At 66.0% G+C, this 12,188-nt stretch carries 12 protein-coding genes; 9 read left to right on the top strand and 3 right to left on the bottom strand.

Annotated elements, in window-relative coordinates; all coding sequences use genetic code 11:
• Together MK313_RS12825 and MK313_RS12820 are read right to left on the bottom strand one after the other, a co-directional pair.
• The coding region (locus MK313_RS12825; RefSeq protein WP_287781983.1) for a J domain-containing protein at positions 1-891 on the bottom strand (891 nt) is incomplete at its 3' end.
• A 21-nt stretch (positions 892-912) separates the two neighbouring features.
• Entirely contained in the window at positions 913-1,383 is a 471-nt protein-coding gene (locus MK313_RS12820) for an RT0821/Lpp0805 family surface protein (RefSeq protein ID WP_008942724.1), read from the bottom strand.
• A 247-nt stretch (positions 1,384-1,630) separates the two neighbouring features.
• On the opposite strand from MK313_RS12820, the gene pdxH reads away from it, so the two are divergent.
• The 5 genes from pdxH (at position 1,631) to MK313_RS12795 (ending at position 7,174) form a co-directional block, all read left to right on the top strand.
• Positions 1,631-2,221 (top strand): pyridoxamine 5'-phosphate oxidase, encoded by a 591-nt coding sequence (gene pdxH / locus MK313_RS12815; RefSeq protein ID WP_008942723.1) that lies wholly within the window; start codon positions 1,631-1,633, stop codon positions 2,219-2,221.
• A 12-nt stretch (positions 2,222-2,233) separates the two neighbouring features.
• Entirely contained in the window at positions 2,234-3,166 is a 933-nt protein-coding gene (locus MK313_RS12810; RefSeq protein ID WP_287781980.1) for a cation diffusion facilitator family transporter, read from the top strand.
• Positions 3,163-4,707, top strand: a complete 1,545-nt coding sequence (locus MK313_RS12805) for an AAA family ATPase (RefSeq protein ID WP_287781953.1) — start codon at positions 3,163-3,165, stop codon at positions 4,705-4,707. Before MK313_RS12810 ends, MK313_RS12805 begins: the two co-directional genes overlap by 4 nt.
• Before the next feature lie 87 nt (positions 4,708-4,794).
• Positions 4,795-5,598: an SDR family NAD(P)-dependent oxidoreductase gene (locus tag MK313_RS12800; RefSeq protein ID WP_008942720.1), complete on the top strand. Its 804-nt coding sequence runs from the start codon at positions 4,795-4,797 to the stop codon at positions 5,596-5,598.
• A 79-nt stretch (positions 5,599-5,677) separates the two neighbouring features.
• Positions 5,678-7,174, top strand: coding sequence for a thioredoxin-like domain-containing protein (locus tag MK313_RS12795; RefSeq protein ID WP_287781951.1), 1,497 nt, complete (start codon positions 5,678-5,680; stop codon positions 7,172-7,174).
• A gap of 141 nt (positions 7,175-7,315) precedes the next feature.
• Here MK313_RS12795 and MK313_RS12790 read toward each other — a convergent pair whose 3' ends face one another.
• Positions 7,316-8,074 (bottom strand): SDR family NAD(P)-dependent oxidoreductase, encoded by a 759-nt coding sequence (locus MK313_RS12790; protein WP_287781949.1) that lies wholly within the window; start codon positions 8,072-8,074, stop codon positions 7,316-7,318.
• 270 nt (positions 8,075-8,344) lie between these two features.
• On the opposite strand from MK313_RS12790, the gene MK313_RS12785 reads away from it, so the two are divergent.
• The 4 genes from MK313_RS12785 (at position 8,345) to MK313_RS12770 (ending at position 12,187) form a co-directional block, all read left to right on the top strand.
• On the top strand, positions 8,345-9,517 hold the full coding sequence (locus tag MK313_RS12785) for a TAXI family TRAP transporter solute-binding subunit (RefSeq protein WP_121217005.1): 1,173 nt from the start codon (positions 8,345-8,347) through the stop codon (positions 9,515-9,517).
• A gap of 95 nt (positions 9,518-9,612) precedes the next feature.
• Positions 9,613-11,598: a TRAP transporter permease gene (locus tag MK313_RS12780; RefSeq protein ID WP_121217007.1), complete on the top strand. Its 1,986-nt coding sequence runs from the start codon at positions 9,613-9,615 to the stop codon at positions 11,596-11,598.
• A 41-nt stretch (positions 11,599-11,639) separates the two neighbouring features.
• A complete protein-coding gene (locus MK313_RS12775) occupies positions 11,640-11,924 on the top strand; it encodes a type II toxin-antitoxin system Phd/YefM family antitoxin (RefSeq protein WP_121217009.1) in 285 nt (94 codons plus the stop codon).
• On the top strand, positions 11,921-12,187 hold the full coding sequence (locus MK313_RS12770; RefSeq protein ID WP_121217010.1) for a Txe/YoeB family addiction module toxin: 267 nt from the start codon (positions 11,921-11,923) through the stop codon (positions 12,185-12,187). Before MK313_RS12775 ends, MK313_RS12770 begins: the two co-directional genes overlap by 4 nt.
• Position 12,188 lies beyond the last annotated feature (1 nt).

Raw genomic sequence — 12,188 nt, 5'->3', positions numbered from 1 at the left:
GCCGCTCTTGCGGTCCGGCACGCCCTTGCCCTTCAGGCGCAGGGTGGTATCGCCGTTGGAGTTGGCCGGGATGCGCAGCTGCACCTTGCCGTCGATGGTCGGCACCGGGACAGAGGCACCCAGCGCCACTTCCTGCAGTGTGACCGGCAGGTCGAGATAGATGTTGATGTCCCGGCGTTCGAAATAATGGTGCGGCTTCACCGTCACCTCGACGAAGGCATCGCCGGGCGGGCTGCCATGGCTGCCGGGCCGGCCCTGACCCTTCAGGCGCAGTGTCTGGCCGCTTTCGGTGCCGGACGGGATGGTGATCTCCAGCGTCTTGCCATCCGGGAAGGTGACGCGCTTCTTGGCTCCGGCGGCGGCCTCCAGGAACTCGATATCCAGCTTGTAGCGCACCTCGGCGCCGCGTTCAGTATCGCGGGTCCGCGTGCCGGCCCCGGCACTTGCTCCAGCACCAGCCGTCCCGGCTCCGGCGGCCCCGGCGCCCGCCTGGCCGGCGCTGGCCTTCACATCCTCCGGCTTCATGCCGGCGGCGCGGAAGAATTCGGAGAAGAAATCCTCGGCACTGCCGCTGGACCCGCCAAAGCCGAAGGGGCCGCGCGACCGGCCGGAGCTGGCGCGCGTCCCGGCGCGCGTGCCGCGATAGCCGCCGCTGGAAAAGCGCCGCTCATTGCCTTCCGCATCCAGGTCGCCACGGTCGTACTTGGCGCGCTTGTCGGTGTCGGACAGCAGGTTGTAGGCGGTGTTCACCTCCTTGAACTTGCGCTCCACATCCGGATCGCCGGCATTCACGTCCGGGTGGTACTTCTTCGCAAGCTTGCGGAACGCCGCCTTGATGTCAGCCTGAGACGCGTTCGGCGCCACGCCCAACACGTCATAGGGATCGCGCATCGTTGGTCCTGTTCCCGCCGGTTATTCGACGATCTTCCAGCTGCCGTCGGGCTGGCGGCAGGCGGTGCCGTAGGCATTCTCGCTCTTGCCGCCGATGGTGACGGTCTGCTGGAATTCGCGGCAATATTCGCCGCTGGCAGAGGTACCCTCGCGCACCGGCGTCACGCTGCCGGAATTGCCGGTGTTCGGGTTGTTCCAGGTGATGGTCTCGCCGACCGGCGCGGCCTGCGCGCGGTCCATCGCCCGGTTCGCGCGCTGGCGGTCCACCTCGTCCAGGTCGCGGCCGATCTGGTTGCCAAGGAAGCCGCCCAGCAGCGCACCTGCGGCCACGGCCGCCAGCCGGCCCTTGCCGCCGCCGATCTGCGAACCGGCGACTGCGCCGGCGATACCGCCCAGGATGGTGCCGGCGGTCTGCTTGTTCTCGTGATTGCCGTTCTCGCAGGCTGCAAGCAGCAGCAGGGCGGACAGGGCAAGGGCGGTTTTCTTCATCATCTCGATAACAACCTGAAAAGGGGTTCCGGCAGGCGCTGCCCGACCAGATTTCATACGATATTAACGTAGGGCGGCGTCTGCCCCCACAAGATAGTGAGTCCGGCCCCTGTTCCAACGGCATTTTTTACAGTCCAGCTTTGCCTTTGCATAACTGTCCTGCCGTTGTTGGCTGGACCCGGCGGCATGGTCTGACTACCTTAACCGCGACCCGCACGATGCCGAGGCCCGAGCACATGAGCGACCCCCGATGAGCGATACACAGCATGACGACCCCTTCGACCTGTTCGCCCGCTGGTTCGAGGAGGCGAAGGAGAAGGAAATCAACGACCCCAACGCCATGGCGGTGGCGAGTGTCGATGCGAAAGGCCGGCCATCGATCCGCATGGTGCTGCTGAAGGGGTTCGATGCTTCCGGATTCGTCTTCTACACCAATTACGAAAGCCGCAAGGGCACGGAAATCCTCGGTAATCCGCAGACGGCACTGCTGTTCCACTGGAAGTCGCTGCGCCGCCAGGTGCGGATCGAGGGGCCGGTGGAAAAGGTCAGCGACGCCGAGGCCGACGAGTATTTCCACAGCCGCCCCCGGCAGAGCCAGATCGGCGCCTGGGCCTCGCAGCAGTCGCGCCCGCTGGAAAGCCGATTCGCGCTGGAGAAGGCGGTGGCGAAATATGCCGCCAAGTACCCGGTCGGCACCATTCCGCGCCCGCCCTACTGGTCGGGCTTCCGCATCCGCCCGGATTATTTCGAGTTCTGGGAGGACAGGCCGTTCCGCCTGCATGACCGGCTGATCTACAAGCCGGCCGGGAATGGCTGGGCGACGGAGAAACTGTATCCCTAATCAGGACCGCGCATGACTGACGCCCCCGCATCGATCCAAGCCAATGGCCGCCTGATGCGGCTGGCGAGCTATGCGGCGGTGTCGGTGGCGCTGGTGCTGATCGCCGCGAAGCTGGCGGCCTGGCTGCTGACCGGATCGGTGGCGTTGCTGTCCAGCCTGATCGATTCTGTGCTGGATGCTTTCGCCTCCATCGTCGCCTTCGTGGCGATCCGCCAGGCCCTGACCCCGGCGGACAAGGAACACCGCTTCGGCCATGGCAAGGCGGAACCCATCGCCGCGCTGGGGCAGGCCGCCTTCATCGTCGGCTCGGCGCTGTTCCTGAGCGTGGAGGCGGTGCGCCGGCTGTGGTCGCCGCAGCCGGTGGCGCAGCAGGAGATCGGCATCGCGGTCATGGTGTTCTCGATCCTGCTGACGCTGGCGCTGGTGGCCTTCCAGCGCCATGTGATCCGCCGCACCGGCTCGCTGGTCGTCTCCGCCGACAGCCTGCACTACAAGGGCGATCTGCTGATCAATCTGTCGATCATCGCCTCGCTGGTGCTGACCGGCTGGTTCGATTTTCCACTGGCCGATCCGGTCTTCGCGCTGGGCATCGCGCTCTATCTCGTCTGGAACGCGCGCGGCATCGGCGGCGAGGCGCTGGACATGCTGATGGACCGCGAACTGCCGGACGAGGAACGCCGGTCGATCCTGGTAATGGCGCGCGATCATCCCGGCGTGCTGGGCGTCCATGATTTGCGCACCCGCGCCGCCGGGCCGGACCGGTTCATCCAGATGCATCTTGAACTGGACGGGACCACCAGCCTCGCCAAAGCGCACGCCATTGCCGATGCGGTGGAGGCGAAGATCGAGGCGGCCTTTCCCGGCGCCGATGTCATCGTCCATCAGGACCCGCATGGTATCCCGGATGCGCCACGGGATAACCCGCCGGCGCCGGCGGGCACATGACCGACGACCTGCAGCAGCCGGTCATCGATTTCCTGTCGCGGCCGGAGACCTATGGCGGGCCAGGGCCGGTGGAGCGGCTGGAGACCCACACTGCCCATGTCTTCCTGGCCGGCGAGCGGGCCTACAAGCTGAAGAAGGCGGTGCATTTTCCTTACATGGATTTCTCCACCGTCGAAAAGCGCCGGTCCTTCTGCGAGGCGGAGCTGGCGCTGAACCGCCGCACCGCGCCGGACCTCTATCTGGAAGTGCAGGCGGTGCGGCGCCTGCCGAGCGGCGCGCTGGTGCTGGGGCAGGAAGAGGGGGAGGCGCTGGACTGGCTGGTGGTCATGCGGCGCTTCGACCAGTCTGCCCTGTTCGACACCATGGCCGAACGCGGCGATCTCACGGAGCCGCTGATGGACGGGCTGGCCGATGCCATCGTCGGTTTCCATGAGGCGGCGGAAACCGCGCCGGGGCGGGGAGGGGCAAAAGCCTTCCGGGGCTATGTCGAGGGCAATGCGGCGGAGCTGGAGCGCGCCATCGGCACGGTCTTCGATGCAGGGCTGATCGAACGGGTCAATCAGGGCTGCCGGGCCGCGCTGAAGCGGGTGGCCAAGGTGCTGGACGACAGGCGCGATGGCGGTCATGTGCGGCGCTGCCATGGCGATCTGCATCTGCGCAATATCTGCCTGATCGACGGGCGGCCGACGCTGTTCGACTGTATCGAGTTCAACGACGATTTCGCCCTCATCGATACGCTCTATGACCTCAGCTTCCTGCTGATGGACCTCAATTATCGGGGGTTGCGCGGGCACGCCAACCGTGTGCTGAACCGCTATCTGGCGCGGACCGGCTATGACGGGCTGGCCGCTCTGCCGCTGATGCTGGCCTGCCGGGCGGCGATCCGCGCCCATGTGACGGCGCGGCTCGTGGACGGGCTTGAGGGGGAAAAGCGGGAAAAAGTGGCGGCCGAGGCGCGGTCGTATCTCGACCTGGCCCTGTCCTATCTTGACCCATCCCCGGCGCGACTGGTCGCGGTTGGCGGCCTGTCCGGCACCGGCAAATCGACGCTGGCGCGCGAACTGGCTCCAGCTCTGGGCGTGGCGCCGGGTGCCGTGATCCTGCGCAGCGACGTGATCCGCAAACGTCTGTTCGGCGTGGCGGAAACCGATCCTCTGCCACAGGAAGCCTACAGGCCGGAGGTCTCGCGCCGCGTCTTTGCAGAGATCGCACGGCTGGCGGGGGAGGTGCTGGCGCAGGGCCATGCGGTGATCGCCGATGCGGTCTATGGCGAGGACTGGCAGCGTGACGGCATCGCCAATGTTGCGGCGAAGGCCGGCGTACCCTTCGAGGGTCTGTGGCTGGAGGCACCACAGCGCCTTCTGGAAGAGCGCGTCGATAACAGGCGCGGCGATGCCTCGGACGCGACATCCACCGTGGTGCGCGCGCAGGCCGCGCGGATCAGGCCGCCCGAAGGCTGGCGCAGGATCGATACCGGCGGGGGCAAGGAAGCCTCCCTGGCGGCGGCAAGGGATGCGCTGGGCCTGCCGGAAATTAATTGAGAATCGCTCGCAATATCTCCCGCTCGTCCCGGCGATGGTATATGCTGCGCCGCCGAAGCTTCCGCCCCATACCCCTGTGAGTGCGCCATGTCCGAGAATGCCTGCCCGATAGACCATAAGGCCGAGCCTGCCCCGGACCTCTCCGCCCCGGACCTGTCACAGGCGAAGACCTGCATCGTCACCGGCGCCAGCCGGGGCATCGGTCATTCCACCGCGCGCTATTTCCGCGACCGGGGCTGGAAGATCATCACCTGCAGCCGCGATGCCGCGCCGGCCGAATGCCAGCGCGATCCCTACTGGACGGCGCATATCCCGACTGACCTGTTCGACCCCGCCAGCGTAAAGGCGTTCATCGACGAGGCGACGGCGCTGCTCGATGGCGGGCCGGTGCATGCGCTGATCAACAATGCCGGCTGGTCGCCCAAGACCGACTTCAAGGAACGGCTGGGCTGCCTGAACGGTGATATCGATGCCTGGCAGCAGGTGTTCGAGCTGAACTGCTTCGCGCCGCTGCGTCTGGCCCGCGGCTTCGCCGCCGCCCTGCACAAGGGCAAGGGCTCGATCGTGAATATCACCTCCATTGCCGGTCATTCGATCCATCCCTTCGCCGGGTCGGCCTATTCCACCTCGAAGGCAGCGCTGTCAGCGCTGACCCGCGAGATGGCGGCCGATTTCGCGCAGCTGGGCGTCCGGGTGAACGCGGTGGCGCCGGGCGAGATAGAGACTGCCATGCTGTCGCCGGAGTACGAGATGCTGGTGCCGCGCATCCCGATGCACCGGCTCGGCAAGCCGGAGGATGTCGCCTCGACTGTCTTTGCGCTGTGTTCCGACCAGTTCGGCTATGTCACCGGCACCGAGATTTTCGTTACTGGCGGCCAGCATCTGTATTGAGGCCAGGCGGCAGCAATTTTTTCCCGCCTGACGGGATCTAGCGGTTAAATTGGCGCTGTCCGAAACGACAGGAGCCCCGATGCCTGCCGCCGCCGTCCGCGCGCCCGATATCGACCGCCCAGGCCTGGCCTGGTTCAACGTGCCGAAGAAGCTGTCGCTGGCGGATTTGCGCGGCAAGCTGCTGATCCTGGATTTCTGGACCTTCTGCTGCATCAACTGCCTGCACATCCTGCCGACGCTGAAGCGGCTGGAACAGGCCTTCCCCGAGGATGTCGCGGTGATCGGCGTGCATTCGCCGAAATTCGCCGCCGAACGCGAGCCGGGGAATGTCCGCCACGCCATCGCGCGCCATGGCATCGTCCATCCGGTGGTGCACGATCCGGACTTCCTGCTGTGGCAGGAATATGCGGTGCGGGCCTGGCCGACGCTGATCTTTGTCTCGCCGGACGGCTATGTGATCGGCCAGCATTCCGGCGAGCCGGATGCGGAGCGGCTGCAGGAAGTCGTCGAAAAGACGCTGAAGGACTATCGCCGCAAGGGCGTGATGCGACCGCGTCCGCTCGACGTGGAACCGGAGAGGATGCCCTCGGCGCGGTTCCGCTTTCCCGGGAAGATCAAGCCCCTGCCGGAAGCGCCGGATAGTCCCGGCAAGCTGTGGATGCTGGCGGATTCCGGGCACCATCAGATCGTTATCCTGGACGATGAGGGGCGGGAGCTGATGCGCTTCGGCAGCGGCGAGGCGGGATTCGCCAACGGGCCGGCGGACCGGGCGCGCTTCCGCGATCCGCAGGGGCTGGCCGCCGATACCGGGGCGATCTATGTCGCCGATACTGGCAACCACGCGATCCGCCGTATCGACCGCCAGACCGGGCAGGTGACAACGCTGGCTGGCAATGGCCGGCGTGGCTACGTGCTGCAAAGTGCGGTGCCCTTCGCCGATGCGGAACTGGCCTCGCCCTGGGATCTGGCGCTGTCCGGCGGCACGCTGTATTTCGCCAATGCCGGCACCCACCAGCTTGGCTATATCGATTTCGCCCGCGCGGAAGTGGTCCGGCTGGCCGGCAGCGGCGGCGAGAACATCACCGACGGGCCGGCGGCGGAGGCGACGCTGGCGCAGCCCAGCGGCCTCGCCCTGTCGCCCGATGGCGGCACGCTCTATTTCGCCGACAGCGAAACCTCCTCGGTCCGGGCCGTGCGCAGCACGCCGGAAGGGCCGGTGGTCGAGACGCTTGTCGGCCAGGGGCTGTTCGAGTTCGGCCATGTGAATGGCGACTATGCCAGCGCGCGGCTGCAGCATTGCCTCGGCCTCGACTGGTGGGAGGAGGCCGGACCGGAAGGCGGGCTGCTGGTTGCCGACAGCTACAATAACGCGCTGCGCGTGGTGGATTTCGCCGACCGCACCGTGCGCGACCTGGATGACGGCTTCCTGTGCGAAGATTCGCTGTGCCTGCCACTGGCTGAACCGGCCGGGATTACCGCGGACGGGTCCGGCCGGCTGCTGGTCAGCGACACCAACAATCACCGGGTTCTGGAATATCTGTCCGCCCCGCGCCGCTACCGAACCTGGTCGGGGTAGGTACGGGGCAGGGTAGGAATTTTCTCTAATGTCATTGCCGGGCTTGACCCGGCAATCCAGGGGCGGTGCCCTGCCTGGAACGTTACAACACGTGGCCCCTGGACCCCCGGGTCAAGCCCGGGGGTGACAAGTTGAGGGCAGTCAGAACATCCGGCCGCAATCGACCACCACGGTCTGGCCGGTCACCGCCTTGTTGGCGCAGAGATAGACCATGGCATCGGCCACATCCTCCGGCTCCACCATGCGCAGCAGCATGGTGTTGGCGACAGAGCGGTCCTTGCGCTCGTCGGGCCAGGTGTCGGTCCAAGGCGTGCGGGTGAGGCCGGGGGCGACCGCGTTCACGCGGATGTCCGGTCCCAGCGCCTTGGCGAGGTTGCGCGTCAGGTTGATGAGGCCCGCCTTAGCAGCGCCATAGGCCAGCGAGCTGGCATTGCCTCCCATGCCGGCGATGGAAGCGGTGGAGACGATGCAGCCGCGCGATTCGCGCAGGTAGGGCACGGCGGCGCGGGTGCAGCGGAACGGGCCGACCAGGTTGGTGGACAGTAGCTTGCCCCAGAATTCCTCGGTCATCGCGTCGAGGTCGGCGAAGGGGATCGGCTCCAGCGAGCCCGGCGTCGCCGCGTTGTTGATGAGGATGTCGAGCCCGCCCAGCGCCTTTGCCGCCGTCTCCACCATCGCCGCCGCCTGTTCCGGATTGGACACGTCGCCCGGCGCCGTCAGCGCGGTGCCGCCGGCCTCCCGGATCGCGGCAACGGCCTCCGGCCCGCGCGGATCGTCCGCCAGATGGTTCACGGCAACGGCGGCACCGCAGGCAGCCAGCGCCCGGGCAGTGGCCAGCCCGATACCCGACGCGCCGCCCGTGACCAGGGCGCGTTTTCCGGCGAAGTCGGCTTTCAGCATTGGGGGTATCCTCCTGTTTCTTTGGCCGGGCATGCTCCACGGCATTTCCCGGCTTTTCAAGTTGGCTGTTGCGGATAGCAGCCGTGCTGGCTATTTTTGATGTGTGAAATTCAATTCCGCAAATGCCCGCTCGCGGCAGGGGAGTGAATAAGATTGCATTCCCCACGAGGCCATGAGGGGGAGTGCGGACCATGAAACGAAAACGCGGCCGCAGTCGGCAAAGCCGAAAAGAACCGAAGCGGCCGGTACCTTTAGGGAGGTTGCCTATCCATGACATATTTGCGCTCGAAATCCGTCTGGGGTGCCGTTCTGGCAGCCGGCGTCGTGTTCTCCGCCGGTGCCCCGGCGCTTGCCCAGGGCAAGGTCGATCTGCCCTCGACCATCGCCTGGACGGCCTATGACGTCGGCTCCGCCGGCTATAACCAGTCCGTCGCCATCGGCAAGGCGCTGAAGGATGCCTATGGCACCGACCTGCGCGTGCTGCCGGGCAAGAATGACGTTTCCCGCCAGGTGCCGCTGCGCGCCGGCAAGGTGCATTTCTCCGCCACCGGCGTCGGCGCCAGCTTCATGGCGCAGGAAGGCGTGTTCGAGTTCGGCAGCAAGGAGTGGGGCCCGCAGGAGAACCGCGTGCTGCTTGCTTCCAACAGCGAGGGCAACCTGTCGGTCGGCGTCGCCGCCGATGTCGGCATCAAGACCATCGCGGACCTGAAGGGCAAGCGCGTCGCCTGGGTCGTCGGCGCCCCGGCGCTGAACGAGAATGTCCGCGCCATCCTGGCCTTCGGCGGTCTCACCTGGGATGATGTGGTGAAAGTTGAGTTCGGGGGTTTCGGCCCGTCCTGGGACGGCATCGTGAACGGCCAGGCGGACGCCGCCTTCGCCTCCACCACCTCGGGCAAGGCCTATCAGCTGGAAGCCTCGCCGCGCGGCCTGTTCTGGCCGCCGCTGCCGCATGGCGACAAGGAAGGCTGGAAGCGCCTGCAGGCGAACGCGCCGTTCTTCGCGCCGAACATGGGCACGGTCGGTGCCGGCCTGTCGGCGGAAAAGCCGCATGAGGGTGCTGCCTATCCCTATCCGATCCTGATTGCCTATCCGACCCAGGACAAGGCCCTCGCCTATTCCATGACCAGGGCGATGATCGAGCAGTTCCCGAAGTACAAGGGCGCTGCGCCGGGCATCAATGGCTGGGCGCTGGACCGGCAGATCCTGAAGTGGGCCGTTCCCTATCATGAGGGCGCCATCGCCTATCTGAAGGAAGCCGGCGTCTGGAAAGACGAGCATCAGCAGCACAATGACAAGCTGATCGAGCGTCAGCAGGTGCTGAAGAAGGCCTGGGCCGAGGTCACCGCCAAGAACATCAGCGATGACGAGGCCTTCAAGAAGGCCTGGATGGAGACCCGTGCCAAGGCCCTGCAGGCCGGCGGCTTCGACGTGGTCTATAACTGATCCACATGAGCTTAAGGACGGCGCCCGGCACACCACCGGGCGCCGTTTTTTCCTTACACGGCTGATCTATTCCGCTTCGCGCAGGGTTTGCTTACATGACCTCGGCAGAGAATGATGGCGCGGCCGGCGCCCAGTCGCTTTCGGACGTTCTGCAGTACCGCACCATCGACGGTCCGCTCCGCACGGTTTTCGTCATACTGACGCTGGCCGCCGTGCTGCTGTCGGTGAACCAGCTGTTCAATTTGCAGCTGTTCGGCCTCGTTGTCCTGGACAACCGCTATCTTTATTCGCTGGCCGGTATCTTCCTCTGCCTGACCTATATCGTCTTTCCGCTGCGCGGGAAGGGCGACGTCCAGGGGGCTGTGCCCTGGTACGACATCCTGCTCGGCGCGCTGTCGCTGGCTGTTGCCGGCTATTTCGTCTGGACCGGCGAGGAGGCGCTGTCGGCCGGCTGGGAATATGCCGCCCCGCAGACGGCGATGATCCTGTCCTTCGTGTTCTGGGTCCTGATCCTGGAGGCGACGCGGCGCACCGGCGGCACCATCATCTTCGCCATCGTGCTGCTGTTCTCGCTCTATCCGGCCTTCGCCGACAAGGTGCCGGGGCCGATCTCGGGCTATCCGCTGCCACTTGAAGACACGATCGCTTTCCACATCATCTCCAGCGAAAGCTCCTTCGGCATCCCGATGCGGGCCTTTGGCGAACTGGTCGTCGGCTTCATCGTCTTCGGCGCTGCCCTGCAGCAGACCGGCGGCGGCCGGTTCTTCAACGATCTGGCGCTGGCGCTGGTCGGCCAGTTCCGCGGCGGCGCGGCGAAGGTCGCGATTTTCGCCAGCGGCTTCATGGGCTCGATGAGCGGCAGCGTGATCTCCAACGTGCTGACCACCGGCGTGGTGTCCATCCCGGCGATGCGGCGCACTGGCTTCTCCCGCTCCTACGCCGCCGGTACGGAGGCCTGCGCCTCGACGGGCGGCGTGCTGATGCCGCCGGTGATGGGCACGACCGCCTTCGTCATGGCCTCCTTCCTCGGCATTCCCTATATCGACATCGCGCTGGCCGCGGCGCTGCCGTCGATGCTGTATTATTTCGGCCTGTTCGTGCAGCTCGACTCCTATGCCGCACGGCGCGGCCTGAAGGGGCTGGAGCGTGCCGAGGTGCCGAGCCTGCGCGAGACCTTCCGCGAAGGCTGGCAGTATCTCTTCGTGTTCGCGGTGCTGATCTTCGTGATGGTGGTGTTCCGGCAGGAGACGTTGGCGCCGTTCTACGCCACCGGCCTGCTGCTGATCATCAACCAGATTTTCCCGCGTACCCGGCTGTCGCTCGACGGGTTCGTGAGCCTGATCCAGGCCATCGGCCGCTCGCTGGCTGAGCTGGTGTCGGTGCTGCTGGGTGTCGGCCTGATCGTCGGCGCCTTCTCGGCCACCGGCCTTGCCGGCACGCTGGTGAACGACCTGCTGTTCATCGCCGGCGATGCCACCATCGTGCTGCTGATCATGGGTGCCATCACCAGCTTCATCTTCGGCATGGGGATGACGGTCACCGCCTGCTACATCTTCCTGGCCATCGTGCTGGCCCCGGCGCTGACCCAGGCCGGCATGAACCCGCTGGCGGTGCATCTGTTCATCATGTACTGGGGCATGGTGTCCTTCATCACGCCGCCGGTGGCACTGGGCGCCTTCGCGGCGGCCACCATTGCCGGCACCGGGCCGATCAAGGCCGGCCTGGCGGCGATGCGGCTGGGCAGCATCATCTATTTCGTGCCCTTCTTCTTCGTGCTGAACCCGGCGCTGATCGGCCAGGGTACGACGCCCGAGGTGCTGCTGGTGCTGGCGACCGCCTTCCCCGGCGTATGGCTAATTGCCTCGGCGACGCAGGGCTATCTCGCCTTCTTCGGCAGCTTCGGCGATGGCTGGGCCAGCCTGGTCAACCGGGCGCTGCTGTTCGTCGGCGGCATCCTGCTGATCTTCCCCGGCTTCGAGGATTTCCATCTGAGCCAGATCGAGCTGACCGGCATCGCGCTGGCACTGGTCGCTGCCTCGCTGCTGCTGGAAACCGGGAGGCGGAAACTGGCCTCAGCTTGAAGTTGTACGTATTTTGGTACATATAAGGTGTGGAGGTAGCGATGAGCGAGAACACACCCCTTGACGTCATCACCTACTCGACGCTGCGGGAGAACCTGGCATCGGTGATGGACAGCGTGTCCGCGTCGGGCGCGCATGTCATCGTTACCCGGCAGAAGGCAAAGCCGGTCGTGCTCGTCGATTTCGCCGAATTCCAGTCCATGCAGGAAACGCTGCATCTGCTGTCCACCCCTCGCAATGCGGAGCGGTTGCAGGAGGCGCTGGAGGACGCGGCGGCGGGGAGGCTGGTCGAGTTCGATCCGCTGGCTGGCGATAATGCCGCGTGAAGATCGTCTGGACGCCCGGCGCGCTTGAGGATTTCCACTACTGGCAAACACAGGGCGGCGGGCAGGAAGCCCGCATAAAGGCCCTGCTTGCCGACATCCGGCAGACGCCCTTTTCCGGTATCGGTAAGCCGGAACCGCTGCGCGGCAATTTGCAGGGCTGGTGGTCACGCCGGATCACCCAGGAACACCGGCTGATCTACCGCATCGCGGGCAGCGGCAGCGACCAGCGCATCGAGGTGCTGGCCTGCCGGTACCATTACTGAG

This window comes from Oceanibaculum sp., assembly GCF_022449305.1.
GTDB classification, from domain to species: domain Bacteria; phylum Pseudomonadota; class Alphaproteobacteria; order Oceanibaculales; family Oceanibaculaceae; genus Oceanibaculum; species Oceanibaculum indicum.
This window is presented reverse-complemented; position numbering and strand designations above follow the sequence as displayed.

Coding starts and splice junctions, on each gene's coding strand:
- MK313_RS12820 (WP_008942724.1), bottom strand. CDS start 1,383: ATGATGAAGAAAACCGCCCTTGCCCTGTCCGCCCTGCTGCTGCTTGCA.
- pdxH (WP_008942723.1), top strand. CDS start 1,631: ATGAGCGATACACAGCATGACGACCCCTTCGACCTGTTCGCCCGCTGG.
- MK313_RS12810 (WP_287781980.1), top strand. CDS start 2,234: ATGACTGACGCCCCCGCATCGATCCAAGCCAATGGCCGCCTGATGCGG.
- MK313_RS12805 (WP_287781953.1), top strand. CDS start 3,163: ATGACCGACGACCTGCAGCAGCCGGTCATCGATTTCCTGTCGCGGCCG.
- MK313_RS12800 (WP_008942720.1), top strand. CDS start 4,795: ATGTCCGAGAATGCCTGCCCGATAGACCATAAGGCCGAGCCTGCCCCG.
- MK313_RS12795 (WP_287781951.1), top strand. CDS start 5,678: ATGCCTGCCGCCGCCGTCCGCGCGCCCGATATCGACCGCCCAGGCCTG.
- MK313_RS12790 (WP_287781949.1), bottom strand. CDS start 8,074: ATGCTGAAAGCCGACTTCGCCGGAAAACGCGCCCTGGTCACGGGCGGC.
- MK313_RS12785 (WP_121217005.1), top strand. CDS start 8,345: ATGACATATTTGCGCTCGAAATCCGTCTGGGGTGCCGTTCTGGCAGCC.
- MK313_RS12780 (WP_121217007.1), top strand. CDS start 9,613: ATGACCTCGGCAGAGAATGATGGCGCGGCCGGCGCCCAGTCGCTTTCG.
- MK313_RS12775 (WP_121217009.1), top strand. CDS start 11,640: ATGAGCGAGAACACACCCCTTGACGTCATCACCTACTCGACGCTGCGG.